Annotated in this window: 24 protein-coding genes; 13 read left to right on the forward strand and 11 right to left on the reverse strand. The window is 52.4% G+C overall.

Features of this window, described 5'->3' with window-relative positions:
* Positions 1-31 precede the first annotated feature (31 nt).
* From NST84_RS07835 to NST84_RS07865, 7 genes are all read right to left on the reverse strand, one after another.
* Positions 32-232, reverse strand: a complete 201-nt coding sequence (locus NST84_RS07835; RefSeq protein ID WP_342565045.1) for a hypothetical protein — start codon at positions 230-232, stop codon at positions 32-34.
* Positions 233-315: 83 nt separating this feature from the next.
* Positions 316-1,173 carry an IS3 family transposase gene (locus NST84_RS07840; RefSeq protein ID WP_342566341.1) on the reverse strand — a complete coding sequence of 286 codons (858 nt, stop codon included), beginning with the start codon at positions 1,171-1,173 and terminating at the stop codon, positions 316-318.
* An 11-nt stretch (positions 1,174-1,184) separates the two neighbouring features.
* Complete coding sequence (locus NST84_RS07845; protein WP_342564345.1) at positions 1,185-1,481, reverse strand: transposase; 297 nt, start codon at positions 1,479-1,481, stop codon at positions 1,185-1,187.
* 183 nt (positions 1,482-1,664) lie between these two features.
* Positions 1,665-1,979, reverse strand: a complete 315-nt coding sequence (locus tag NST84_RS07850; protein WP_342565046.1) for a multidrug efflux SMR transporter — start codon at positions 1,977-1,979, stop codon at positions 1,665-1,667.
* A 2-nt stretch (positions 1,980-1,981) separates the two neighbouring features.
* On the reverse strand, positions 1,982-2,320 hold the full coding sequence (locus NST84_RS07855) for an SMR family transporter (protein WP_342565047.1): 339 nt from the start codon (positions 2,318-2,320) through the stop codon (positions 1,982-1,984).
* A gap of 13 nt (positions 2,321-2,333) precedes the next feature.
* Positions 2,334-2,915 carry a TetR/AcrR family transcriptional regulator gene (locus tag NST84_RS07860; protein ID WP_342565048.1) on the reverse strand — a complete coding sequence of 194 codons (582 nt, stop codon included), beginning with the start codon at positions 2,913-2,915 and terminating at the stop codon, positions 2,334-2,336.
* 140 nt (positions 2,916-3,055) lie between these two features.
* Positions 3,056-3,916, reverse strand: coding sequence for an AraC family transcriptional regulator (locus NST84_RS07865; protein WP_342565049.1), 861 nt, complete (start codon positions 3,914-3,916; stop codon positions 3,056-3,058).
* A 422-nt stretch (positions 3,917-4,338) separates the two neighbouring features.
* Here NST84_RS07865 and NST84_RS07870 point away from each other — a divergent pair, with 422 nt between their 5' ends.
* The 3 genes from NST84_RS07870 (at position 4,339) to NST84_RS07880 (ending at position 7,872) form a co-directional block, all read left to right on the forward strand.
* Positions 4,339-5,970, forward strand: coding sequence for an extracellular solute-binding protein (locus NST84_RS07870; protein WP_342565050.1), 1,632 nt, complete (start codon positions 4,339-4,341; stop codon positions 5,968-5,970).
* 111 nt (positions 5,971-6,081) lie between these two features.
* Positions 6,082-6,939 (forward strand): ABC transporter permease subunit, encoded by an 858-nt coding sequence (locus NST84_RS07875; RefSeq protein ID WP_342566373.1) that lies wholly within the window; start codon positions 6,082-6,084, stop codon positions 6,937-6,939.
* Between the two features lie 30 nt (positions 6,940-6,969).
* Positions 6,970-7,872, forward strand: a complete 903-nt coding sequence (locus tag NST84_RS07880) for a carbohydrate ABC transporter permease (protein ID WP_342565051.1) — start codon at positions 6,970-6,972, stop codon at positions 7,870-7,872.
* Between the two features lie 95 nt (positions 7,873-7,967).
* Here NST84_RS07880 and NST84_RS07885 read toward each other — a convergent pair whose 3' ends face one another.
* Positions 7,968-8,498, reverse strand: a complete 531-nt coding sequence (locus tag NST84_RS07885) for a hypothetical protein (protein WP_342565052.1) — start codon at positions 8,496-8,498, stop codon at positions 7,968-7,970.
* Positions 8,499-8,711: 213 nt separating this feature from the next.
* Here NST84_RS07885 and NST84_RS07890 point away from each other — a divergent pair, with 213 nt between their 5' ends.
* Positions 8,712-11,474 carry a YhgE/Pip domain-containing protein gene (locus NST84_RS07890; RefSeq protein WP_342565053.1) on the forward strand — a complete coding sequence of 921 codons (2,763 nt, stop codon included), beginning with the start codon at positions 8,712-8,714 and terminating at the stop codon, positions 11,472-11,474.
* A 110-nt stretch (positions 11,475-11,584) separates the two neighbouring features.
* Here NST84_RS07890 and NST84_RS07895 read toward each other — a convergent pair whose 3' ends face one another.
* Positions 11,585-12,559 carry an aldo/keto reductase family protein gene (locus tag NST84_RS07895; protein WP_342565054.1) on the reverse strand — a complete coding sequence of 325 codons (975 nt, stop codon included), beginning with the start codon at positions 12,557-12,559 and terminating at the stop codon, positions 11,585-11,587.
* Positions 12,560-13,100: 541 nt separating this feature from the next.
* Between NST84_RS07895 and NST84_RS07900 the strand changes: the two genes are divergently transcribed.
* The 6 genes from NST84_RS07900 to NST84_RS07925 all read left to right on the forward strand — a co-directional run bounded on the left by NST84_RS07900 (position 13,101) and on the right by NST84_RS07925 (position 20,482).
* Positions 13,101-14,849 carry a histidine kinase gene (locus tag NST84_RS07900; protein ID WP_342565055.1) on the forward strand — a complete coding sequence of 583 codons (1,749 nt, stop codon included), beginning with the start codon at positions 13,101-13,103 and terminating at the stop codon, positions 14,847-14,849.
* Positions 14,846-15,646 carry a response regulator gene (locus NST84_RS07905; protein ID WP_342565056.1) on the forward strand — a complete coding sequence of 267 codons (801 nt, stop codon included), beginning with the start codon at positions 14,846-14,848 and terminating at the stop codon, positions 15,644-15,646. The genes NST84_RS07900 and NST84_RS07905 overlap by 4 nt, the downstream gene beginning before the upstream one ends.
* 53 nt (positions 15,647-15,699) lie before the next feature.
* On the forward strand, positions 15,700-16,980 hold the full coding sequence (locus NST84_RS07910; protein WP_342565057.1) for an extracellular solute-binding protein: 1,281 nt from the start codon (positions 15,700-15,702) through the stop codon (positions 16,978-16,980).
* A 196-nt stretch (positions 16,981-17,176) separates the two neighbouring features.
* Complete coding sequence (locus NST84_RS07915) at positions 17,177-18,589, forward strand: carbohydrate ABC transporter substrate-binding protein (protein ID WP_342565058.1); 1,413 nt, start codon at positions 17,177-17,179, stop codon at positions 18,587-18,589.
* A gap of 63 nt (positions 18,590-18,652) precedes the next feature.
* Positions 18,653-19,624 carry a sugar ABC transporter permease gene (locus tag NST84_RS07920; RefSeq protein ID WP_342565059.1) on the forward strand — a complete coding sequence of 324 codons (972 nt, stop codon included), beginning with the start codon at positions 18,653-18,655 and terminating at the stop codon, positions 19,622-19,624.
* 3 nt (positions 19,625-19,627) lie between these two features.
* The gene (locus tag NST84_RS07925; protein ID WP_221799219.1) at positions 19,628-20,482 is read left to right on the forward strand and encodes a carbohydrate ABC transporter permease; all 855 of its coding nucleotides are present in this window, start codon (positions 19,628-19,630) and stop codon (positions 20,480-20,482) included.
* Between the two features lie 344 nt (positions 20,483-20,826).
* On the opposite strand, the gene NST84_RS07930 is transcribed toward NST84_RS07925, so the two are convergent.
* Positions 20,827-21,657 (reverse strand): AraC family transcriptional regulator, encoded by an 831-nt coding sequence (locus NST84_RS07930; RefSeq protein WP_342565060.1) that lies wholly within the window; start codon positions 21,655-21,657, stop codon positions 20,827-20,829.
* A gap of 139 nt (positions 21,658-21,796) precedes the next feature.
* Here NST84_RS07930 and NST84_RS07935 point away from each other — a divergent pair, with 139 nt between their 5' ends.
* A complete protein-coding gene (locus NST84_RS07935; protein WP_342565061.1) occupies positions 21,797-23,083 on the forward strand; it encodes a Gfo/Idh/MocA family oxidoreductase in 1,287 nt (428 codons plus the stop codon).
* A gap of 75 nt (positions 23,084-23,158) precedes the next feature.
* Here NST84_RS07935 and NST84_RS07940 read toward each other — a convergent pair whose 3' ends face one another.
* A complete protein-coding gene (locus NST84_RS07940) occupies positions 23,159-23,614 on the reverse strand; it encodes a CBS domain-containing protein (protein ID WP_342565062.1) in 456 nt (151 codons plus the stop codon).
* A 144-nt stretch (positions 23,615-23,758) separates the two neighbouring features.
* Here NST84_RS07940 and NST84_RS07945 point away from each other — a divergent pair, with 144 nt between their 5' ends.
* A complete protein-coding gene (locus tag NST84_RS07945; RefSeq protein WP_342565063.1) occupies positions 23,759-24,190 on the forward strand; it encodes a MarR family transcriptional regulator in 432 nt (143 codons plus the stop codon).
* A gap of 36 nt (positions 24,191-24,226) precedes the next feature.
* On the forward strand, positions 24,227-24,706 hold the full coding sequence (locus NST84_RS07950) for a MarR family transcriptional regulator (RefSeq protein ID WP_342565064.1): 480 nt from the start codon (positions 24,227-24,229) through the stop codon (positions 24,704-24,706).
* Positions 24,707-24,856 lie beyond the last annotated feature (150 nt).

The raw sequence follows: 24,856 nt of genomic DNA on the forward strand, positions 1-24,856 counted from the left end.
TGGCGAAATGAAGGGCAGAAATGCCCATGAATCAGCCCGACGCGGCTAAATCGGCGAAATGAAGGGCAGAAATGCCCTTGAATCCGCCCGACGCGGCTAAATCGGCGAAATGAAGGGCAAAAATGCCCTTGAATCCGGCCGACGCGGCTAAATCGGCGAAATGAAGGGCAAAAATGCCCTTGAATCCGCCCGAAGCGGCCAGGTTGGCGAAATGAAGGGCAAAAATGCCCATGAATCAGCCCGACGCGGCTAAATCGGCGAAATGAAGGGCAGAAATGGACCTCCGTCAAGAAAGTAGACGTAACTTTAAAAGAATTAAGCTGCCTTCTGCTTAAATTTCGCTGCAAATTGAACCGGCGAAAGATAGCCTAGTGCACCATGGATTCGTTTGCGGTTATAAAAAAACTCAATGTACTGGTAGATCGCGTCATAGGCTTGTTTCTTCGTTTTGAATCGGGTGCAGTACACAAACTCTTTCTTAAGTAAGCTGTGGAAAGATTCAATACAGGCATTGTCATAACAGTTACCTTTACGACTCATACTGGCTTTCATACGGTACTTCTTCAAACGCTCACGGTACTCCTTGGAGGCGTATTGTGAGCCACGATCGGAATGGTGGATTAGGCCTTTCTTCGGGCGTTTCGCCTTGTGAGCGTCGTCCAGGGCATCTAAGACGAGGTCGGTAGTCATTCGATCGCCAAGCCTCCAGCCTACGATTTCTCGGGTGCAAAGGTCGAGCACGCTGGCCAGGTACAGCCGTCCCTCACGGCAGGGGATGTAGGTAATGTCTGCAACCCAGGTCTTGTTGGGTTTTTTTGTCTTAAATTGCTGATTTAGCAGGTTCGGTGCAATGGGTAACTCGTGATTAGAATCGGTCGTATGCACACGAAACTTCTTGGCGACACAGGAGCGCAGGCCGAGTTCTCTCATGTATTTTCCAACGGTACGTTCGCTGACCTTTTGCCCTTCACGCTGCAGGAGGATAGTGATTTTAGGGCTGCCATAGCGACCATGGGTATCGTGAAAATGATAAGTAATCCGCTGGCATAGCAACGCTTTTCGGGCTGCTTGCGGACCTGGCTTGGCCGTTCTCCACTTGTAATAGCCGCTCCTTGACACCTGTAGTACGCTGCACATCCTCTCCACACAGAACCGGGAGCGATGATCTTCGATAAACTGGAATCTTAGTTCTTTGGATTGCTGAAGATGTGCACTGCTTTTTTTAGGATTTCCATCTCTTCTGCCATTCTAGCGATGGTTTGATCTTTTTCCTCCAGTTGCCGTTTGAACTCACTCGTTTGCTCTGGGCTGGAAACGGGTTCGTTCTGGAACTGCCGGTATTTCCCTAACCATTGATGTATGGTTTTTGCAGGGATATCCAGCTCCTGGGCTAACTCCGCCACCGTCTTGGTCTGCTCCTGGATATACTTTACCGTCTGTCGTTTAAATTCCTCGTTGTAGCTTTTTCGTGTTCCACTCATGTGGACACCTCCTCGTTAATTGTATTTTCTCTCATTCTCTTAACGAGTGTCCACTATTTATACTAACAGCAAAATGCCCTTGAACAAAAGCAGCGGCAGTCATGGACATTGATTTTTGTCCATAAGCTGCCGCTGTTTTTTTACCTATATTAGTTTACATCTATCCATCTTCGCCCGTCCGCCTTACGAAATCAGCTTCAGCCCCACGGCAGCAGCCAGCACCATTCCGATGAACAGAACACGGCGCCATTCTTTGGATTCCCCGAAGAAAAACATGCCGACCAGCGCGCCGCCGACTGTACCGATCCCAGTCCAGATTGCATAAGCCGTACCCATAGGCAGGTCTCTCATAGCGAGACTCAGACAGGCGAAGCTCAGCACAATGCCGGTGATAAAAATGAGATAAGCCTTTTTATTGCGGTCCCGTTTAATCCGGTTCATGCCGAGCACACCGACAACTTCAAACATACCGGCGAACATTAAGGTTAACCACGCCATCGTTATGCCGCCTCCTTTGTTTTGGCTGAGCCGCTGTACAGCTTCAGGCCGAGTACACCCGCCAGCAGCAAGGCGATCAGCAGAAGCTTGACCGGTTTAACCGGCTCATCGAACAGAATCATTTCAGCCAGCACGGTGCCGGCGGTCCCGAGACCGGTGAATACCGCATACACCGTGCCGACCGGCAACTTAATGGAAGCGGTAATAATGAGATAGAACGATACGACAAGCGCAACTACCGTTGCCCCCCATGTAACAACATTGTCCGCGTGCTTAAATCCGATCACCCACACTACTTCAAATAATGCTCCGATAAAAATGTAAATCCAGCTGCGGTTCATCTGTAATCCTCCTCTAGTTGTTTCTGATTCCGCGCCAGTAGACGAGCCATGAGGCATCAAGTCTGAGGGCAGCACTTTCCATATTGCCGTACAGCAGCTCAACAAACATTCCGTCCAGTACCGCTATGAAAGCGGCTGAAGCTGTTACCGCAGTGACTTCCGGATGAACAGTTCCGGCATGCGCGGCAGAAGTAAAATGCTGTTCGAGCAGCTTACCTATTGTGTCGAGATGCCGGTTGCTGAACTCCACAACCTCTTCGCGGAGATGGGATGGCGGAAAAAAAGCCATGCGCAGAAAGAACCGGGTGTCGTCCTCCTGCTCGTAACGCTTGCTGTAGCTGTGCAAAAATCCGTACAGCATATCTTTTAGCGGAGCTGTGCTGCTTCTCTGCAAATAGCTTTCGGTAAACTGCAATTCCCGCTCGGCTGCATCGCGGAACACGGTCAGGAATAACTCATCCTTGCCTTTGAAGTGGTTGTAAATCGACTGCTTCTTGATTCCCACCTCGGCAGATATATCGGCCAGCGAAGCCCCTTCATACCCGTTTTTGGCAAAATGGGCCAGTGCAATTTCCCTGATCTTATTGGATGTCATCAGCTCAATCCTCCCTTACGAACGTTCGTCAGTTTATTTAAACACAGGTTTACCTTTAATGCAAATGTTTTAACTGTATATAAAAACAGAGCCGGTCTCCCGTGAGGCCCGGCTCTGTTTACTTTTCCGGCAAATATCCCTTACTCATAGAACAACAGCCGCTTGGCGTACGCATTGCGGAAATCCGTTGGCGTCAGTCCGACGATCTTTTTGAATGATTTCATAAAATTATGGCAGTCCTTATAGCCGAGCTGGAGCGAGACCTCACTGATATTCTGGTTAGTGTCAGACAGGAGGAACTTGGCCAGCTCCATTTTTTGCTGCAGAATGTACTGCTTGAGCGGGATGCCGGAGATTGTGCTGAAGAGGTGGGACAGGTATTTTTCGTTATAGCCAAAGTATGCAGCGATCTGCGATACCTTGATATGCTCGCTGCGGCTCCATTTGATGTAGTCCACAATATCGTTGTAAAGCTGCTCCTGCTTGGTTTTTCTGAGCGGGCTATGCTCACTCTGAAACACCTGATTGTAAAGCTCGCACAGAATGACTGTGGTCATATAGTTGTTGAGCGTCTTCTGGTTGTAGGCCCTGACAGAATCCTGGAGCTGCTTCATCATGACGATGATTTTCTCCAGGCTTTTTACCGTGCCGTATTGCGGGAGCAGCAGCCGGTTCTCTGCCGGTTTAATGGTATGTCCGGTGTCTGTAATGTCCGTTACGGTAAGCCCTTCCTGCGCTTTGAAGTGGAGCCAGTAGAAGCTGCAGTTGGACGATTTATAACCGAATTGCTTGGTGTAGGGAGGGAGCAGCAGGTACTCGCCTTTGGAGACGGTAAAATAGGTAGTGTCTCCTGCCAGATAGAGCACGCCTTCAGTCATTACAATTAGCTCGTAGTCGAGCAGAATCCGGCTCAGATGAATCCAGTCGGGGGAGGGGGCGGCGAACTTGCCTGTGATCTCCAAATCGACCGGCGCATCCACGATCAGCTCAAAAGCAACCATACACATGTCCCCTTTTTTTTCTGACTTTACTACACTTGTTACTCCATTATTGGGGAAAAAGCATCCCGAGTAAAGCGCTTACCGCAGAAAAAAGTTTAGCTCCTCGCTAACCTTTTTACACATATTCGAACATTAGGCTATTTGCTCCATTTCCCTAAACAGGTAAGCTGTAAATATACAAGTTATCACCTAACAGTCCTGAAGAAGGAGGGAACGGGCTAAAAGCCAGCTGGTTATTCAGATTTCTGTCAACAGCGGTATTCAGCTTATTTTAAAGCTATAAAATGTAAGCGGATTCAATTTGGGGTCTGGCGTTATTCGAGCTTTCCATCAATGAAAGAAGTCTGAAAGTATTCAGGAGTTTTCATGTTCATTTGTTTGTTTTAGAAAATCATGAAGGTTATCTAAGGGGAGGAAGAACAATGAAGAAATTTCTGGCGGGATTATCCGCAGTTGTATTAGGCGCGGCGGTACTTTCGGGCTGCTCCGGCGGAGGCAACAATACGGACACAGATAACGGGGCTGCTGGCGGCGGGAACACAGGCAAGAAGGTTAAGCTGACCGCGATTATGACCAAACATCCGTTAACCCAGGAATTCGCCAAAATGAAGTGGCTGCAGGAAGCGGAGGAGCGCGCCGGCGTTGAAATTGAATGGCAGGAGGTTACCGCGGACTGGGATCAGAAGAAAGGCACGCTGCTGGCCAGCGGTGATATCCCCGACCTGATTGTCGGCGTGAACTCGATTACAGATGCCGACTTCTCGCAGTTCCCCGGGCTGTTCCAGGATATGACTGAATTGATCAAGGAATACGGCCCGAATGTGCAGGCGATGTTCGATGCCAAGCCGGAGACGAAGGTGATTGCCACCCAGCTTGACGGTAAAATCTACGGCCTGCCGAAATACCAGCGCTACTGGCCGGAAACGACCACCAGACAATACATTAACCAGCAGTGGCTCGATAAGCTGGGGCTGGAAATGCCTACAACCTGGGATGAGCTTTATGATGTGTTAAAAGCATTTAAAGATCAGGATGCCAACGGCAACGGGGATCTGAATGATGAGATTCCGATGGATTTTGCCCCGACCGGAACGGTAGCGTTCGGAGCGTTTATGCCGACTGTGCTGCTGGGCAGTGAAGGGATTACCCTTACGGATAACAGCGGGCTCGGTTATTTTGTCGAGGACGGGCAGGTTAAGAATTTCTTCACGGATGAGCGCTACAAAAAGCTGGTGGAATTCCTGAATAAATGCTTCAGCGCCGGCCTGATTAACCCTGAAGTGTTCACTCAGGATTACACCAAATACCAGGCGGTAGCCCGCGGCAACGGGGAAACGGCAGCAGTTGGCTTCACCTGGGGCTGGGAGGTTACCGACCGTGTAGGCAATGCGCTGGCTCCGCAGTACACATCGATGTCTCCGCTGAAGGTGAGCGCAGATTCCACTGTACAGAATTCCTGGAGCTATGACTATAACTCTCTTAACTATGGTGTGAACACCGTCCAGATGTCCGCTGCCTCCAAGCATAAAGAAGCTGCCATGAAGTTTATCAACGAGCTGTATGATCCGGAAGTGAGCATGCAGGTGCTGTTCGGCTCCCTGGGTACTAACATCGGCGACAACGGTGACGGCACATTCAGCATTCTGGCTCCTCAAGATCCGGCAATGGACCCTGGCACATGGAAGTGGACCTCCTCGTGGGCGGACAACGGCGCCATGTACATTGCTGACTCGCTCAAGCTGACGCTGGGAACCGATATGCAGTCGGTAGGCAAACAGACCGAGCCGCTGAAAGCCGCGCTGGATTCCATTGACAAGGATAACGACGTGCTGCCGAGCATGTTCATCAAATACAGTGCCCAGGATAACAACACCATGAGCCTTAACAATACAGGCATGATGTCGCTGGCGCTCTCCAAATGGTCGCAGTGGATTACCAAGGGCGGGATTGATTCCGAGTGGGATGGCTATGTGAAAAATATTGAAAAAACCGGCGTATCCAAAAACATTGAGATCATCCAAAAATACTACGACGACTATAAAAGCAAGCAGTAAGGGGTGATTTCCGTGATTTCAAAGAATCTGCATGAACGTCCGGTTCAGCCCAGAGCCCACAAAAAGCCGACGGTCATCAACACCTTCCGGCGGGATTACCAGCTGTGGATTATGATTTTTCCGGCCATTGTCGTCATTTTTATTTTTAACTATATTCCGATGTACGGGATTCAGCTGGCTTTCCGCGATTATGATTTCAGCAAAGGGCTGACCGGCGGCGCGTGGCGGGGACTGTTTTATTTCCGGCAGTTTTTTGAGAGCTATCAGTTTATGGATTTGATGAAGAATACGGTCGCGATCAGTCTGGCTACGGTGATCCTTAGCTTTCCGGCCCCGATCATTCTGGCGCTCTTGATCAACCAGGTCCGCTGGAAGCGGGCGAAAAAGACGCTGCAGACAACCGTTTATCTGCCGCATTTCATCTCTATTGTGGTTATGGTCGGACTCTTGAATGTGCTGTTGTCGCCGAATTCAGGCGTGATCGGACATCTGCTGACCTCGCTGGGGCTGGGGGATGTCAACCTGCTGGGTTCAACCCGGACGTTTGTGCCGGTCTATGTATTATCTGAAATCTGGCAGCATTGCGGCTGGAACAGCATCATCTATCTGGCCGCACTGTCCACGGTGGACCCGCAGCTCTATGATTCTGCCAAAATCGACGGGGCCAGCCGCTGGCAAACGATCAAGCATGTTGATATTCCGGCGCTGATCCCGACGATCATCATTCTGTTCGTGCTCAGTATGGGGAGTGTGCTCAGTACGGGTTTTGAAAAAGTATTCCTGATGCAGAATGCCCTCAACCTGCCGGTTTCGGAGGTCATTGCCACCTACGTGTACAAAATCGGAATTATCAGCAACCAGTTCAGCTATTCTGCAGCCATCGGCCTGTTTAATACGGTGATCAATTTTATTTTCCTGTATGCGATGAATAGGATCGCCCGCAAATCATCGGATATCAGCCTGTGGTAAGGGAGAAATTCCGGAAGGAGTGGAGTAACCGTGCCGTTTGTTCATAAAAAAAGCCGGCGCCTGAACGACATCCTCTTTGAAGGGGCCGTCTATCTTCTGTGCCTGCTGATCTTTTTAAGTATCGTTTACCCGCTTTATTTTGTTATCATCGCTTCGGTCAGTGACTCAACGCTCGTGTCGACCGGCCAGGTGACGGTTTTCCCGAAAAATATCAGCTTCTTCGGCTACAACGAAATCTTCAAGGATTCGCGGATCTGGACCGGTTACAGTAACACCATTCTGTATACGGTGCTTGGTACGGCGGTCAACCTGCTGTTCACACTGCCTGCGGCCTATGTGCTGTCACGGCAGGAATTCCGGGCCAGACGGTTTCTGATGCTGACGTTTGTGATCACGCTGTTCTTCAACGGCGGGCTGATCCCGACGTATCTGCTGATGAAGGATCTGCATATTACGAATACGATGTGGGTGTTTATTTTTCCGTTCTGTGTCAATGTGTATAATCTGATTATTGCGCGTTCCTTCTTTGAAAGCTCACTGCCGAAGGAACTGTTCGAAGCGGCCTCAATTGACGGCTGCAGCCACTTCAAATTTTTCATGAAGGTTGCCCTCCCGCTCTCCAAAGCAGTGGTGTCGGTAATCGGGCTGTATTATCTGGTGGCGCACTGGAATGATTTTTTCACCGGGCTGATCTATATCCGCAGCAATGATCTGCAGCCGCTGCAGATTGTACTCCGCGATATTCTGCTCTCCAATCAGGTGTTCTCGCAGGGTGCGGGAGCGGGCGGCTCGGCCGGCGGTTATGCGCAGCAGTATGCGGATCAGGTCAAATACGGGGTAATCATTGTGTCAACGCTGCCGATTCTGCTGGTGTATCCGTTTATCCAGAAGTATTTTGACAAAGGCGTTATGATTGGTTCGGTTAAGGGGTGAGGGTGCTGTCCCCGCGGGCCGGATGAAGGTATGGCAATAAAAAGAGGCTATCCCGTTAGCAGTTAAACCTGCTTCAGGATAGCCTCTTGTATGTTTTAAGGAGTGTATTGCTGGACAATGGAAGTGATGACGCCATTCTCGATAGTCAGATGATAAGGTGATCCGCTGAGATCGAACACATCGGTCTTGGCAAATTCCTCAGTGAACTTCTTGAGCGTAATGCTCTCATTCCAGTTGATGTCCAGATCCTCAATCTTGCCGGTGTGGTCAAAAATTTGCATCGTCACCGCCGCATTGGCTGCTACCGGGTAGTTGCTGAGCGTCTCGCTGTCATTAACGATATAGTAGCCGTCCAGTGCACCGCCAATCTCTGCGGCAGCTTCCGGCTCCCGCTCGGCAAAGATACGGTCGGCCTCAGCGCCCTCATACCATTCAACCGGATCCGCTATCAGCTTCAGGCTGCCGTCCGTGTTTGTCTGCAGTCCGTGGATATATACTGTCAGGTGCTCTGTCTGAGCTCCGCTCTGCGCTTCTGCTGTTGTCCCTGCCGTGCTTGCCGTCGTAATGAGGGAAAGGAACAGCAGGACCAGCACAGGCAGTAGAACTTTCGGTTTGTTGAGTAACATCTTATCATTTCCCCCTTGGCAAAATATAATCCAAAAAAATTGCTCATATTCATTCTTTACCCGCCCCCCTATTGTTCAAACGGGGGATGTACCGTTATTAACGTTGATTTGCAGAAAATGTTGCAATTATTTTTTGGGGCAGGGGCGGTTTGTAAAAACTTTCTTCCCGGGGCATATTAAAATATCCAAAAAACGGGCGGAAGGTGAGCAGGTTTGAGAAATATTTGGCGGATCTATAAGAGCGACTGGCGGAATCTGTTCAAGGTTCCCATAGCGGTACTGCTGATTGCGGCTCTTGTTGTACTGCCCTCAGTCTACGACTGGGTGAATATCGCGGCCGTATGGAACCCCTACAGTAATACTTCCGGAATCCGGATTGCCGTGTCGAGTCTGGACCGGGGGGCTGAGGTTAAGGGCAGGAGCTTTAATATCGGCGATGAGGTGCTTGCCAGCCTGCAGACCAACCATTCACTGGGCTGGACTTTTGTGGAGGCGGATGCAGCGGTTGCCGGTGTCCGGCGCGGAGATTATTATGCCAGCATCCTGATTCCCGCCGACTTCTCGCAGCGGATGGCCGGAATCCTGGAAGGCAGGCTGATAAAGCCTGAGGTGCAATATACCGTCAATGAAAAAATAAATGCGATCGCCCCAAAGATTACGGAGAAAGGCGCCTCGACGGTTACCGCACAAATCAGTGAGAAATTTACGGAAACGCTCAGCGGTACAGTACTGACTGCCTTAAAAGAGATTGATCAGGAATTCCAGTCAGAGCTTCCGGTCATCCGCCGGGTGGAGCAAGGGCTGTTCCGGCTTGAAGACAGTCTGCCGGAGATTGAGAAGGCGGGCCGGCTGGTGCTGAAGCTGCAGCAGGACTGGCCGGAAATTGCCGCTTCCGCCTCACGGATCGCCGCACTTCAGGATAAGCTGCCGCTGGCCGGACAGGCTGGTGCGGCAGCGGAACTGCTGGATGCGCACTGGTCGCAGATCAGCACTGCCGCCGGTCTGCTGCAGAATCTGGAGGAACGTCTGCCTGATCTGGAGAAGGCTGCGGGGCTTGTTACGGAGCTGGACAGCCGCTTCAGCGAAGTGGATGATGTGCTGGAACGGGCTTCCGGAGGATTGGCAGATGCGAAGGAGATTGTAGGTACGGCAGCACAGACATTGCCGCAGGCAGACAGGCTGGCTGAAGCCGGAAGCAGCTTCGGCCGGGAGCTGGAGCAGTTCCTGGCGGAGAGCAGTACGGCGTTCACTGCCGTACCGGAGGCGGTGCTGCAGAATCTGTATCTCCTGCAGCAGGCGGCGGATGCTGCGGTGCAGCTGGCCGGGCAGATGCCGGCAGCGGGTGCAGAAGCAAGCGGAGAGCAGGCGGCACGACAGCAGAATGGCACGGAAAGCACCGGGGCAGAGGCTCCGGTGGTACGGCTGCTTACGGGTCCGCAGACGGATGAAGCTGACGGGCTCAGGCAAGCCGCGGACCGCCTGGCTGCAGGCAGCGAGATGCTGGCGCATACCTCCAAGCTGCTCCGTGCCGTTGATGCGCTCACGCCAGAAGCTGTGGGCGACGGCGATTTGAGTGCGCTGAGCGCAGCGCGTGCCCGGTTCTCCGCTGCCGCTTCACAAGCCGGCAGTCTGGCCGACGCGCTGCAGGGCGGCTCCCGGCCGGGCAGTGCCGAATGGCAGCAGCTCAGCCTTACAGCCGGTCAGGCGAGGCTTGCTGCCGACAGTCTGCTGTCCGGCTTCGGAGCAGAGACACTGCCGGCAATTCAGACCGGCCTGCAGCAGCTGAGCAGCAATGCCCGGTTGGCTGCCCAGGCACTGCAGCAGGCTCCCGCGCGGCTGGAAGCGCTGGATACGATGCTGGAGGAAGCGGGGAGTGTCATCCTGTCCGGCCAGCAGGCGCTGACTGCGCTGCAGCAGCACTTGCCTGCCATCCGCAAAGAGGTGCACGCTGCGGCAGGCAGTATAGCTGGCCATATGGCAGCGTTGGACAGCTTTGCCCGCAATGAGCTGCCGCGTATTCTGGCTGCACTGCCCGCCGCCGGCAGTGCAGTGCATGAGGCCGCCGAATTTGCCCGCAATGAGCTGCCGGCCGCAGAGCAAAAGTTCCGCGCTGCTGCTGATCTGATCCGCACCGGGCTTCCGCGGGCGGATCTGGGGGTGCAGCGGGCCGCCTCGCTGGTCCGGGATGATCTGCCTACACTGGAGGAAGCAGTCCGCAAAGCGGCAGATACGGTCCGGCGGGTCAAAGAAGAGGTTAATTTGGATGAAATTGCCCAGCTGCTGGGCGGGGACATTAAGAATAAAAGCGATTTTCTGGCGAACCCGGTCGTGCTGGCTGAGCATCAGCTGTATCCGATCCCCAATTACGGCTCGGCTATGACGCCTTTCTACGTTGTATTGTCACTGTGGGTTGGAGGAACCCTGCTCATTTCACTTTTACGTACCGGAGTCGACACGGGGGGCAGGCAGTACCGGGGATATGAGCTGTATTTCGGCCGTCTGTTTACCTTTGTGACTGTAGGTATTTTGCAGGCGCTGGTTGCAGTATTGGGGAATCTGTTTATACTCCATTGCTACGTCGCCGATAAGGTCTGGTTTGTCCTCTTCGCCGTGCTGATCAGTATGGTGTTCGTCACGATTGTATTCACGCTCGTCTCTGTGTTCGGGAATATCGGCAAAGGCATTGCAATTGTGTTCATGATCCTGCAATTTTCCAGCTCGGGCGGCACCTTTCCGGTCAGCACAACCGGACATTTCTTTCAGGTGCTGAATCCGTTTATGCCGTTCACCTATGCCATCAGCCTGCTGCGCGAGGCGGTGGGCGGCATTCTGCCGGAGGTGGCTGTCCGCGATTCGCTGCGTCTTGTCCTCTTCGGCCTGCTGGCGCTGCTCCTGGCTCTGACCTTACAAAAACCGCTTGCCCCCTTTATCCGCAAATCTGCTGAGCAGGCAGAGAAGTCAAAGCTGATTTCGTAAGTCTATCATCCATGCAGCAGCGCTGAACAGCAAACAGAGCAGCGGTCCCCTTAGGAACCGCTGCTCTGCTATGTCTATCCGGCTGTTGCTAATTTCAGCCGGTCAGCCTTTTACCTCGCCGGGGCGAAATCGGCCACCTGGCTCAGGATGCTGTCGATCGTCTTCAGCGTGTCCGGCTGGAGGACGATGTCCACGGCCTGCGCATTTTCTTCGACCTGTGCAGGCTTGCTTGCCCCGATCAGCGCGGAGCTGACGCCCGGCTGGCGGAGCACCCAGGCCAGCGCGAGCTGCGACAGCTTCACGCCGAGGCCGGCGGCGACTTCATCGAGCTGGGCCACAACGCCCAGCACATCGTCGCGCAGGTAGCTGCGGATGACGCCGTTGACCGAGTCATCGGCGCCGCGCGTGCCTGCCGGGGCCTGCTGGCCCGGCTTGTACTTGCCGGTCAGGATGCCCTGGGCCAGCGGGGAGAAGACCACCTGTCCCAGCCCGGCTTCCCGGGAAGCCTCGAGTACTTCCTGTTCGATATAGCGCTCGAACATGTTGTAGATCGGCTGGTTGGAGGCCAGCGGACGCAGGTTCAGCCGGCGGCTGATGCCGCTGGCCGTGGCGATCTGCGCCGCGCTCCATTCGCTGACAGCGGAGTAGAGGATTTTGCCCTGGGCGGTGAGGTCATCCAGCGCCCGCAGCGTTTCTTCCACCGGTGTGTCCTGGTCAAAACGGTGGCAGAAATAGACGTCGATGTAATCGGTACCAAGCCGGCGCAGACTGGCTTCGCATTGTTCCATGATATGCTTGCGCGACAGGCCGCGGTCGTTCACGCCATCGCCCATCGGGAAGAATACTTTGGTACTCAGCACATAATCGGAGCGTTTATACTGGCTGAGCGCGGCTCCGATCGCTTTTTCCCCTTCACCGCGGTTATAGGCATTGGCTGTGTCGAAGAAATTGATACCGCATTCAAAAGCTGCAGCCACACATTCATCAGCAGCCTTCTGCTCTGCCGCAGTCCCGTAAGTCAGCCAGCTGCCCAGTCCAATCTCACTTACCTTTAACCCCGTATTGCCAAGCCGTCTGTATTTCATCCTGTTCCATTCCTCTCTGAACCTTTAAGGTAGTAGTTTCGAAACAATCAAGTTAATAGTATCACAACTTTATATGGTAACGGCATGTAGAGTTGCTATAATTGGGAGAGAATCCGCGCTGACCAGCCGGAAATATGTGCAGGAAGTGTAGATACAAACCAAATTCTACCAGGAGTGTGAGAAGGCATGTCTATCCCTTTTTCCGGATCTAACAAAGTCATTCTGTTTCAGGGGGATCTGATTGCGAAGCAGTGGCTGAAGGTTGTGGGGGAAAGCGGTATTTTGAATAACAGCTCTCTTTAGCATGACAGATTTCCGGAGTTCCGCAGTCTCTGTCCGTTACGGGATGCCTCAGGCAAAAGGTCTAACCCGGAGCCCCGGGACACTTGATGCAATGCAAATTCTTCCTTAACAGATAATCCGCAGACATGCTAATATAATGACAGACAGGGTTGAAAGCCCTTACTTTATCGCGGGCCGCCATGGTATGGTTTTGCGGACAAGGGGAGGAAGAGGCCGCGTGCAGTGGCTGCAAACAAGGTTGAAATTTAATACGCTCAGGAATCAGATGCTGCTCGGTTTCCTCGCTGTCATGCTGTTTATTCTTACGCTGGTCGGCTATCTTACTTTTCATTCAGTCTCGACCCTGCTTAAAAATAACGCCGAAAAACATATTCAGCAAACGGCTGTTCAGGCAAACGGCCGTCTGGAAGGCATCCTGGAACAGATCAACTCTCTGACGACGCTTGTGTCGACCAATGAGTATATCCAGCAGCTGCTGCTGCGTGATGTGGAGGGTCAGGCGCCAACCTTTGCGGAGCGGCAGGCCTTGCCGCCCGTTATTAACCTGGTCCAGCTATACACGGACGGTATCAAATCCGTTGAGCTCTACAACCAAAAGGGCACGAGGCTGTATCCGCTCGACGGAAGCAGCCTGAGAGGGAAGGTGCCTGAAGACCTGATCGAGCTGGCAACCAGAAAGGAGGGCAGTCTCGTCTGGTACGGGATTGATCCGCTTGACCCTAACTCCCTGCTGGCGGTCCGGCAGATCAGTCTGATCGACCGCTATTTTACGACAGGCGGCTATTTGCTTATCCGAGCCGACCGCGGCAAGTTTGCACTGGAAGACTCATTATCCGCGGAGGGGGAGAAAGAGACGATCCTGCTTCTCGCTTCCGACGGCCGGCTTATCACCTCAAACGATGATACCATTTCGCAGGAAACAGCAGCCTTGCTTGCCGGAAAATCGGGGGATCAGACAGCGTCGATCGGCAACCGTTCCTTTGTCGTGGTCAAACAGCGTTCCGCCGTAACCGGATGGACGCTGCTTATCCTGACACCGGTTAACGTCATCACCCAGGGGATTTCGGTCCTGCGGACGACGATTGTTGTATCGGCTATTATCGGCACTGTACTGTTTACCGTGCTTTCTTTTTTCCTGTCCACCCTCATTACCCGGCCTGTATTCAAGCTGATCAAAGCGATGAGAAGCACCCGGCTCGGCATTCTGAAGCCCACTGAATATGCATCATCCACTATGGAAATTCAGGAGCTGAATTATTCCTATAACAAAATGGTGGACAACATTAACGAGCTGATCCAGCTGGTGTATGAGAAAGAGCTGTCCCGGAGCCACACGGAGCTCAAAGCGCTGCAGGCCCAGATCAATCCGCATTTTCTGTTCAATACACTGGATGTGCTGTACTGGTCGCTGGTGGATAAAGAGGAGGATGAGCTGGCAGGCTATGTTGTCGCGATGTCTGATTTATTCCGTTATACCATTACAGGACAGAGTGAGGAGGGCTGGGTGAAGCTCCGCGATGAGCTGGAGCATATCGCCCGGTATCTGTTCATCATGAAGGTACGGTTTGAAGACCGGCTGGAATGGGAGATTGAAGCTGCTCCCGAAGCGCAGGATACAGAGCTGCCGAGGCTTCTGCTGCAGCCGCTTGTAGAGAATGCTATTTTGCATGGAGTGGAGAGCAGGATTGAGCCGGGCCGGGTGAAGCTGACGGTTGCCCGCAAGGGTGAGCGGATTGCCATCACTGTGGAGGACGACGGAACCGGTATGGATGAAGAGAAGCTGTCCTCCCTGATGAATGAGCTGGAAAGCGGAAAGGTATCCTCTGCAAAAGCTTCCGGGGTCGGCATTGCCAATGTGCAGAAGCGGCTGCAGCTGTTTTTTCCGGGAACGGGGGAGCAAGCTGCAGCCATGCGGATCGACAGCCGGAAGGGCCAAGGCACCACCATCAGCATCCAAATACCTGTCCGAGGAGGCACAAGGCCATGAGGAGCCGAAATATTCTTATCGTCGATGATGAACCGAAATCAAGGGAAGGATTAAAGAAGATGCTGGGGGTATGGTCTGCCGGCCAGTTTGAGGTGCTTACTGCCAGCAATGGCGTGGACGCGCTGCAGATTCTTGAGCAGATTCCAGTCGAGCTGATGATAACCGATATCCGCATGCCGGAAATCACCGGTCTTGCCCTGGTCAGCCAATTGCGGGAGCGGGGAATCCAGTCACAGCCGTCGGTTATTCTTATTTCCGGTCATGCCCAGTTCGAGTACGCCCAGCAGGCGATTCATCTGTCTGTTGTGGACTATTTACTGAAGCCTGTCAGCCGGGACAAGCTGGTGGAATCGGTGGAAAAAGCCCTGAAGGCAGGCGAGGAACGGGAGCACCTCCTCTTCATGCGGAAGACCGCCGATCCGCAGCTGATGGCCATCAGAAATGAGGAGGCCGCCTTAAGCGACCCGGTCCGCCAGGCCATTCAATTCGTGGAGATGCATATGGAAGAGGCAATCAGCCTGCAGGAGGTCGCCGGGCTTGTGCATCTGAACAGCAGTTATTTCAGCGCGCTTTTCAAGGAGCAGTGCCAGATGAATTTCAGCGAATATGTCGCCCGCAGAAAATTGCAGAAGGCGAAGGAAATGCTGCTGCGAACCAATCTGCCTATAGCTGAAATTGCCGGACGTACCGGTTACCAGGCCGTGAAATATTTTAATAAGCTGTTCAAAGAGCACGAAGGAATGAGCCCGGGGCAGTACCGGTCCATGAGGAACGAGACGAAAGCGGAAGTCAATTAACGGCTTGAATGCAGGGGGAGATACCCACGAAGAAAATCGGATTATATTGTGTTATGCTCCTGGTCCTGCTGCTGGGGGCAACTGCCTGTGACGGGAATCAAGAGGACAACGGGTACAGCGCTGAAAGCAGCGCTGAAAAGATCACGCTTAAAATGATGCATTCCTGGCCGGACAGCAGCAATTCAGCGCAGAACAAGATGGTAAAGGATATTATCAGCGAGTTTGAAGCGGCCAATCCGAACATAACCGTTAAGACGGAGGCGCTGGAGACCGAGCAGTACAAAAGCAAGCTCACTGTGCTTGCCGCGTCCAATGATCTGCCGGACATCGGATTCACCTGGGCAGCCGGGTCGATGGACCCTTATGTTAAAGGCAACAAATTTGCAGCGCTGGACGATCTTTTGCAGACAGAGCTAAGCGGAAAGTTCGTAGCGGGCACGACGGAAGCCTATTCCTTTGACGGGAAAACCTATGCTCTGCCGGTTGAACTAAACATTGTTCCGGTCTACTATAACAAAGAAATTTTTGCGAAATACAGCTTGCGGATTCCCCAGACGCTGGATGAGCTGAAGACGATTATCCGCATTTTGGATTATAACGGAGTTACTCCGGTTACCCTCGGCGGCAAGGAAGGCTGGCCGTCCTCCTTCTGGTACATGTATCTGGCTGAACGGATCGGCGGTCCTGAGCTGCTGGATAAAGCTGTTGCAGATCAGGACTTTACGGACCCTGCTCTCCTTGAAGCCGCCAAAGCTGTGCAGGAGCTGGTTAACCTGGGCGCCTTCGTAAAAGGCTATAACGGATTATCCAATGATGAAGCCAAAGTCCAGTTTCTGAACGGGAGAGCGGCCATGTTCGTTACAGGGACCTGGGAGCTGCCGGACTATACGACTACTGTGGGCATACCGCAGGAATTCAAGGACAACATTGGATACTTCAAGTTTCCGGCCATAGCTGGCGGTAAAGGAAGTGTAGATGACTGGGTCGGCGGACCGGGCACCGGTTTATTTGTATCCCGCAATTCGGAGCATGCCGCAGAGGCTAAGCGTTTTGTCAGCTTTTTCATTGAAAAATGGGGCGAGCATTCCGTTGTGGATGCGGGTGTCATCCCCGCTACCAAAGTAGATACGGCGTCCATCAGGTTGCCGTGGCTGTTCATTGATCTGCTGGATGAACTGGGTAAAGCCCGCAAAGTAACGCTTTATCTGGATACCCAAATGAAGCCGGGCGCATCCGGCATACACATTAACCAGGTCCAGGCGCTGTTCGGTAAAGCGGTAACGCCGGAGGAATTCATCAGGAAGCAAGATGAGGCGCTCAAAGCAGATAAGTAACATGAAATGAATAGCAGAGTAAGGAGACACCGGGGAATGATCGCTGGTGTCTTTTTTTATGCCCTTTAAGGCAGCTGAATCCAAAAATAGTGGAAGTTTTGCCAATGACAGGTTCCTTATGGGGAGGCATGATCAGCTATATAATTATGAATGCGGTTACATAAACCGCAGGCTTAAACAAAAGGGGAGGCAAAGTATGAAAAGGTTGAAACGTGTGTTTACAGGGATTTCTGCACTGCTGGTGATGTCAACTGCACTTGCAGCGTGCGGCGGCAACTCTAATTCTGGCTCAAACTCTTCCGGCTCTGAAGCAAGTCCGGCAGCATCAGCTGCTGCATCCGAGGCTCCGGCCAAAGGAAACGGAGAAAAGGTGACGATCAATCTCTGGAGCTTCACCGATGAGATTCCGAACATGACTAAAAAGTACCTGGAGACCCACCCGGACGCCAATGTGGAATTCAAAACGACGGTGATTGCAACGACCGACGGCGCTTACCAGCCTGCACTTGACCAGGCACTGGCGGCCGGCGGAAAGGATGCACCGGATATTTTCGCGGCTGAAGCGGCATTCGTCCTCAAATACACGCAAGGTGATGCTTCCAGCTATGCGGCTAACTATGCGGACCTCGGACTTGACGATCAAATGGTCAAGGATGCGGGCATTGCCCAATACTCGGTTGATATCGGCAGCAAGGACGGCCAGTTGAAGGGTCTCGGCTACCAGGCGACAGGCGGAGCCTTTATCTACCGCCGCTCGATCGCCAAGGATGTATTTGGAACCGATGATCCGGCTACCATCAAAAATGAAGTCGGACCCGGCTGGGAAAAGTTCTATGAAGCCGCTGCGAAGCTGAAGGCCAAGGGCTACGGCATCGTTTCCGGTGACGGGGATATCTGGCACGCCATTGAGAACAGCTCAGAAGAAGGCTGGATTGTCGACGGCAAGCTGCATATCGATCCTAAGCGTGAAGAGTTCCTTGATCTCTCCAAAAAGCTGAAGGACAACGGCTACCACAACGATACAACAGACTGGACAGAAGCCTGGTTCGCGGATATGTCCGGCGCCGGCGCCCAGCCTATCTTCGGTTTCTTCGGTCCAGCCTGGCTGATCAACTATACAATGAGCCAACAGGTTAAAGACACAAATGGCGACTGGGCCGTTACCGAATCGCCGACAGGCTTCTTCTGGGGCGGTACCTGGCTGCTTGCCAACCAGGACGTTACCAAGGACGACGCCAAGAAGCAGGCTGCAGCAGACTTTATCAAATGGGTAACACTCGATACCTCCGAAACGGGCCTGCAATATTACTGGGCTAACGGAACAATGAAAGAGGGCGAGCAGGGTACCAAGGACAGCGTTGCCTCCTCTGTGGTAATGGCGAAATCCAACGGTGAAGTGCCGCTGCTCGGCGGCCAGAACATGTTCGACGTGTTTGTTCCGGCCAACGCCAACGCTTCGGGTAAGAACCTGACCCAGTATGATGAAACAATCAACAAGCTGTGGCGCGATCAGGTGCGCGAATATACAGCAGGCAACAAAGACCGCGATAAAGCGATCGAAACGTTCAAGCAGCAGGTCAAGGACCAGCTTGGCATCGACAGCGAATAAAAAAAGAAAGTGAAGGGGCGGGGAGCTATCCCGTCCCTTCCTATCCACTAAAGGGGTGAAATCATGCGCCGCAAAGGTGTGAGCTACGCAAAATTCGGCTACATTTTTACGTTTCCATTTGTCCTGGCCTTTCTGATTTTTTCGTTATATCCCATTTTATACACCGCAGTAATCGGTTTCACTGATATGCAGGGATTAATACCCAAGCCGATTCATATTCTGGATAATCCTTTTCAAAATTTCAAGGATCTGCTCTTTGATAATGTCTCATTCAGAAAGTCCCTGATCAATACCGGACTGCTCTGGATCGTCAACTTCATTCCTCAGATCGCACTTGCGCTTCTTCTGACCGCGTGGTTCACGAACAAGCGCCTCAACATAAAGGGACAGGGGGCCTTCAAGGTTCTGCTGTACATGCCTAATATCATTACCGCAGGTACAATTGCCGTATTGTTCAGCACTTTGTTTGCCTATCCGATGGGTCCCGTGAACAGCCTGGTTAAATTGATGGGCTGGTCTGATGCTCCAATTTTCTTCCTGCAGGACAAGACAACAGCGCGCGGCATCGTGGCGTTCATCCAGTTCTGGATGTGGTACGGCAACACGATGATTATCCTGGTCGCTGGCGTTATGGGTATTAACCCGGCTCTCTTCGAATCTGCGGCGATCGACGGTGCGAACGGCTTCCAGACCTTTTTCCGGATTACCCTGCCGAGTCTGCGGACCATTCTGCTGTTCACGCTGATTACATCGATGATCGGCGGCTTGACGATGTTCGATATCCCTCAGCTGTTCCTGGCGGGCGGACCGGATGACTCTACGCTTACTACGTCGATGTTCATCTACGGGCAGGCCTTCAAGGGAAGCTATATGTATAACCGCGCTGCTGCGGCAAGCATGATCATGTTTGTCATTGCAGCTGTACTGTCCAGTCTGGTGTTCTATTTAATGCGCGACCGCGACGCCGAGAAATTGAAAAAAGCAGAGAAAACTTATAGAAAAGCTGCTAAAGCATCAGCTGCGAGGGAGGTGTAGAACATGAATCCGAGTCCTAAAGGTGAAACCGTTACCCGTAGAATCAACAAAACGATTATTTATATCGTCTGCATCTTTTTGGCGGTGCTCAGTATCCTCCCGTTCTGGATCATGTTCGTGAATGCTACCCGCTCTACAGCGGAAATTCAGAGCGGGCTCTCGCTGCTTCCTTCGTCTCACTTGATGAGCAATCTGAGAGTGCTGCTGGATAAAAGCTTTGACCCCATACAGGGCTTTATGAACTCGTTCATTATTTCCAGCTCAGCCACCATCCTGACCGTGTACTTTTCCTCATTGTCAGCCTATGGACTGGTAACGTATGACTGGAAGCTGCGCAAGCCGTTCTTTACCTTTATCTTGTGTGTAATGATGATTCCTTCCCAGGCCAGTGCGATCGGGTTCTATCAGTTTATGTATAAAATCCACTGGACCAACAGCTTCCTGCCGCTGATCTTGCCCGCGATTGCCGCACCTGCTGTGGTGTTCTTCATGCGCCAATATCTGCTCGCAACGCTGTCTCTGGAGATTGTGGAGGCTGCGCGTGTCGACGGGTCGGGTGAATTCAAAACCTTTAACCGGATCATCCTGCCACTGATGATGCCGGCAGTAGCAACACAGGCGATCTTTGCCTTTGTGGCCAACTGGAACAACCTGTTCATGCCGCTGATTCTGTTGACACAGAAAGAAAAGTATACGATGCCGGTTATGGTGAGCCTGCTGCGCGGCGATATATATAAAATGGAATTTGGCTCGATCTATATGGGCCTGGCGCTGACAGCCCTGCCGCTGTTTGTGGTGTATTTCCTGTTATCGAGGTATATCATTGCTGGCGTAGCGCTGGGTGGCGTGAAGGAATAACCCGAAGAAGCTCCGTATCCGATTTAATGAGCCTTATTAGGGAAAAGAGAAGACGGAAGAGTCCGGCTTTACTATCATTTTGTGCTTTCGAGCCCTGTTAGAGATCACTCAACAGGGTTTTTTTGGTGCCCATAGAGGTTAAGTGGATTTTTGCTACTTAATTTTGGCTTTTTTTGAATTTTGCAATCATCAGGTGGAAAAACGTCACTTAGTTCAGGCTATAACCCCGTTTAGGAACGAAAACGTCCGATCTAAGTAGCATTTTTCCAACTAATATCTCCTCACGGCAGTTAGCAGAGAAAATAGATGGCGATTTTCCACTTCGTTGCTGCTCCCGCAACCCCTCACCGGTTCTGCTTCCTGTACTGCAGCGGCGAGCGTTTGGCGATTGCCTTAAACACGCGGCCGAAGTGGGCGATGCTGTCAAAGCCGGTGTCCTCGGCGATCCGCGTAACGGAGTCGCTGCTCTCCCTCAGCCGCCGCTGGGCCTCCTGGACACGGATCGTGTTCAGGTACTCAATAATCGTGAAGCCGGTCGTCTGCTTGAACAGGCGGCACAGGTACGGGACACTGAGGTAGAACCGTTCCGACAGCTCCTCAAGCGTAACGGCACCAGTGTAGCGGGCCTGCAGATACTCGATAATCTCATACACCTTGCGCTGTTTCTCGTCATTGGCCGGGGCGATTGCGGCCTGAGCGCTTTCGCGGATACGGTTCATTTCAATCAGGAACTGGATCAGCAGCGTCTGCAGGTAGAGGCTCTGGTGGCCCCGCGGCTCCTGCTGCTCCTTCAGCATCGCAAACAGCAGGTTCTCAATGGTGCCCTGTTCATGCGCATCCGGCCGCAGCAGCAGGCACTGCTCGCTGAAGAAGGGGAGCTCCAGCCCTTTGCCGCCAAGCATCTCCTGGAGAAATTCCCGGCGGAAATTGATCAGAATGCGTTCATGGCGTACCGTGCCCTTGGCCATCGTCCGGTGCAGCTCATTGCGGTTGATGAAGATCAGATCGCCCTTGCGCAGGGAATAGACCAGATTATTAATGTAGTAGCTGCGCTCCCCGGCAAGCAGATAATACATTTCATAGGTTTCATGAAAATGGTCGGTGTCCATGCTGAAGGCGCCGGCCCTTTTCACCTGCTCCACACAAAACAAAAATTCCTGCTTTTCCTCCTGCATATTGCCCACTCCTAAGTTAAGGATAATATATGCATAAAATAGCTTATTTTCAGCAAAAACCGTTTAGAAATGAATGTATTTTATACTATACAATATACGTAGTAAACGCATTCAAAACAATAGCGATGGAGTGATAACAGTGGGAAGCAAGAAATATGCTTTTGTGGGCACGGGCGGCCGGGCCGAATTCTTTTACGGGGAGATTACAACGAATTACCGGGAGACCGCGGAGATCGTGGGCCTGTGTGATGTTAACGGGGCGAGAATGGCTTACGTAAATACACTGCTGACCGACAAATACAATTACCATGCTGTTCCAACGTATAAGGCGCACGAATTCGATAAGATGATCGAAGAGACGAAGCCGGATACCGTAATCGTTACCAGTGTGGACCGTACACACCACCGTTATATTGTCCGGGCTATGGAGCTGGGCTGTGATGTCATATCCGAGAAGCCGATGACTACGGATGTGGAAAAATGCAAGGAGATTCTGGATGCAATCGAACGTACCGGCAAAAAGCTGCGTGTAACCTTTAACTACCGCTATGCGCCGCACAACACCAAAATCCGCGAGCTGCTGATGGACGGGACGATCGGCGAGGTGCTGTCCGTCAACTTTGAATGGCTGCTCAACACACAGCACGGGGCAGATTATTTCCGCAGATGGCACCGCGATAAGCGGAACAGCGGAGGGCTGCTGGTCCACAAATCCACGCATCATTTTGACCTGATGAATTTCTGGCTCGGCTCCCGGCCGGATACAGTATTTGCAATGGGCGATCTGCGTTTCTACGGGCGGGAGAATGCCGAGAAGCGCGGGGTTACCGAGTTCTATCAGCGGGTGCACGGAAGCAAGGCAGCCGAGAACGACCCGTTTGCTCTGCATCTCAAGGACAATGAGCAGCTGAAAAAGATGTATCTGGATACCGAGCATGAGGACGGGTACTTGCGCGACCAGAGCGTTTTTGGCGATAATATCAGCATTGAAGATACTATGGGCGTTATGGTCAAATACAAGAATAAGACGATCATGAACTACTCTCTGAATGCCTACCTGCCGTGGGAAGGCTTCAATATTGTATTTAACGGCACCAAGGGCCGGATGGAGGTCAAGGTTGTCGAGCAGTCCTACGTCAATGCCGGAGGCGGCAAGGATCAGGAGGGTGCGGTAAAAGATAAGCGAATAACCATCTTCCCGCAGTTTGCTGCCCCGTATGAGGTTGAGATTGAGGAAGGTGTCGGCGGACACGGCGGCGGTGATCCGGTGATGCTGCGCGATATTTTCGAGCGTCCGGCGGATGACCGGTTCAGCCGGGCTGCCTCGCACATTGACGGAGCCCAGTCGATTCTGACCGGGATTGCCGCCAACCAGTCGATCGCCACCGGCCTGCCGGTGAAGGTGGATCAGCTGCTCAAGCTGTAAATTACGTTGTTAAAAGAATAACAAGCCTGAGGCCGTCCTGACAGCGGGGCGGTCTTTTTGTGCTGCCGCCTGCTGCTATAACAAGGATTTAAAAGAATGGCGGATGACATCCCCGCGGCTGATAATGCCGACCAGCACACGGTTGCGTTCAACCGGAACCTTTTTTATCTGTTTTTTGCCGAGGACCGCAGCGATCCGTTCAATATCTTCGTCCCAGGGAACCGTAGTAACTTTCTTTTTGGCGATGGACATAACGTTCAAATTCAGCAGCCGCCGGGTCCGTTCTTCGAATTCATCCTCGTCGCCTTTAATCACATTGACCTGGAAAAAAGAGTCGACAATCAGATCATCATGCTTGCCGATATACCGCATAATGTCCCCGTCGCTGATGTAGGCGACAATTTCGTTGCGGTCGTTGATGACCGGCATACCGCTGATCCGGTGCTCGATGCATTTTTCGATAAAGGTCCGCACGGTATCATATTCCTTCACCTTGTACACCTGTCTGATCATGATTTCATGAGCTTTCATTGGCTTCCCCCAACTGTGAATGGACTAGCTTTTATCTAAATAACTTGTATAATGAAACTATATACTTGTATTATACAAGCCGGAAGGTTGAAGTCAATAAATATCTGACATGCAAAAACGTGGAAAGAGAGGCTGCCGCACAATATGGAACGAAGCCCGCTAGAAGCAATTGAACTGGAGATGACCATTCTCAGCCGCCGGCTGACCTCTATCAGCACCTACAAAAAGTACGGCATTCTCGATCACTCGGCCTATTTGCTGCTCCACCAGATTGCTTCGCACGGCTCCGCCGGTGTGAAGGCGCTGGCGGATGAGTTCCACCTGGACATTTCAACAATCAGCCGTCAGGCGTCGGCCCTGGAGCAAAAAGGCTATGTATTCCGGGTTCCCGATCCGCAGGACGGCAGAGCGTACACGCTGCAGATGACAGAGCTGGGAGCTGAAACGCTGAAGAGTGATACGGAGGTCCGGCGGGATAAATTCGCGCAGCTGCTGCAGGATTTTAGTGAGGCGGAGCGTGAGCAGCTGGGGCAGCTGCTGCAGAAGCTGAATGATGCTGTTTTTCGGGCCATGTAACATCCAGACTGACTATACAATATACGGAGGTATCCTATGAATGTTCAGGAGCATCAGGAAGAGCAGCTGCTGAAGGTGTTTGAGAATATCAGAAGTCTGACGAACCGTACGAACTGGAATGATCCGCTTCCCTACGGTGAATTTCTGATGATGTTCATGATTGATGTGATGATGAAAAAAGAGGGCGCCCGCCCCGATACGCCGGATTGCCGCGGCATTATGGTCTCCAGGTTAAGCGATCTGCTGCAGATCAGCAGGCCTACCGCTTCGCAGACCATCAGCACGCTGGAGGAAAAGGGATATATCCGGCGTACGACATCTGCATCTGACCGCAGAGCCGTTTATATCAGCCTTACCGGTGAAGGGCAGGCGGTATTCCGGGAGCGGATGGCCCGTTATTCAGGCATCTTAAATGAAATTATCGAGAAGGTGGGCCGGGAAGAGGTTGATCAGCTGCTCGCCACCTGTGACAGGCTGCGTAATGTGGTGGAGGAAGTAAGGCGGCGATATACTTGAGATCGGACGGTGAACCTTGCAGGAGAGTGATGATCTCTGCAAGGTTTTTTTGGGGATAGGGGAAATTGGCTGGACCGGAGGGAGTTGCCCCCTGTAAACCGGGAATGCTGTACGCCGGATACCGCAGATGTACCTGTTCAAGCCGGGCAT

This window comes from Paenibacillus sp. FSL R7-0345, from assembly GCF_038595055.1.
In the GTDB taxonomy this organism is placed as follows: Bacteria; Bacillota; Bacilli; order Paenibacillales; family Paenibacillaceae; genus Paenibacillus_AQ.

Excerpts from the sequence above, each read along its gene's own strand:
- NST84_RS07945 (WP_342565063.1), top strand. The coding sequence starts at position 23,759 with ATGGAACGAAGCCCGCTAGAAGCAATTGAACTGGAGATGACCATTCTC.
- NST84_RS07930 (WP_342565060.1), bottom strand. The coding sequence starts at position 21,657 with ATGCAGGAGGAAAAGCAGGAATTTTTGTTTTGTGTGGAGCAGGTGAAA.
- NST84_RS07885 (WP_342565052.1), bottom strand. The coding sequence starts at position 8,498 with ATGTTACTCAACAAACCGAAAGTTCTACTGCCTGTGCTGGTCCTGCTG.
- NST84_RS07940 (WP_342565062.1), bottom strand. The coding sequence starts at position 23,614 with ATGAAAGCTCATGAAATCATGATCAGACAGGTGTACAAGGTGAAGGAA.
- NST84_RS07865 (WP_342565049.1), bottom strand. The coding sequence starts at position 3,916 with ATGGTTGCTTTTGAGCTGATCGTGGATGCGCCGGTCGATTTGGAGATC.
- NST84_RS07875 (WP_342566373.1), top strand. The coding sequence starts at position 6,082 with ATGATTTTTCCGGCCATTGTCGTCATTTTTATTTTTAACTATATTCCG.
- NST84_RS07870 (WP_342565050.1), top strand. The coding sequence starts at position 4,339 with ATGAAGAAATTTCTGGCGGGATTATCCGCAGTTGTATTAGGCGCGGCG.
- NST84_RS07835 (WP_342565045.1), bottom strand. The coding sequence starts at position 232 with ATGGGCATTTTTGCCCTTCATTTCGCCAACCTGGCCGCTTCGGGCGGA.
- NST84_RS07920 (WP_342565059.1), top strand. The coding sequence starts at position 18,653 with ATGCGCCGCAAAGGTGTGAGCTACGCAAAATTCGGCTACATTTTTACG.
- NST84_RS07915 (WP_342565058.1), top strand. The coding sequence starts at position 17,177 with ATGAAAAGGTTGAAACGTGTGTTTACAGGGATTTCTGCACTGCTGGTG.
- NST84_RS07850 (WP_342565046.1), bottom strand. The coding sequence starts at position 1,979 with ATGGCGTGGTTAACCTTAATGTTCGCCGGTATGTTTGAAGTTGTCGGT.
- NST84_RS07905 (WP_342565056.1), top strand. The coding sequence starts at position 14,846 with ATGAGGAGCCGAAATATTCTTATCGTCGATGATGAACCGAAATCAAGG.
- NST84_RS07855 (WP_342565047.1), bottom strand. The coding sequence starts at position 2,320 with ATGAACCGCAGCTGGATTTACATTTTTATCGGAGCATTATTTGAAGTA.
- NST84_RS07895 (WP_342565054.1), bottom strand. The coding sequence starts at position 12,559 with ATGAAATACAGACGGCTTGGCAATACGGGGTTAAAGGTAAGTGAGATT.
- NST84_RS07925 (WP_221799219.1), top strand. The coding sequence starts at position 19,628 with ATGAATCCGAGTCCTAAAGGTGAAACCGTTACCCGTAGAATCAACAAA.
- NST84_RS07950 (WP_342565064.1), top strand. The coding sequence starts at position 24,227 with ATGAATGTTCAGGAGCATCAGGAAGAGCAGCTGCTGAAGGTGTTTGAG.
- NST84_RS07910 (WP_342565057.1), top strand. The coding sequence starts at position 15,700 with ATGCTCCTGGTCCTGCTGCTGGGGGCAACTGCCTGTGACGGGAATCAA.
- NST84_RS07860 (WP_342565048.1), bottom strand. The coding sequence starts at position 2,915 with ATGACATCCAATAAGATCAGGGAAATTGCACTGGCCCATTTTGCCAAA.
- NST84_RS07845 (WP_342564345.1), bottom strand. The coding sequence starts at position 1,481 with ATGAGTGGAACACGAAAAAGCTACAACGAGGAATTTAAACGACAGACG.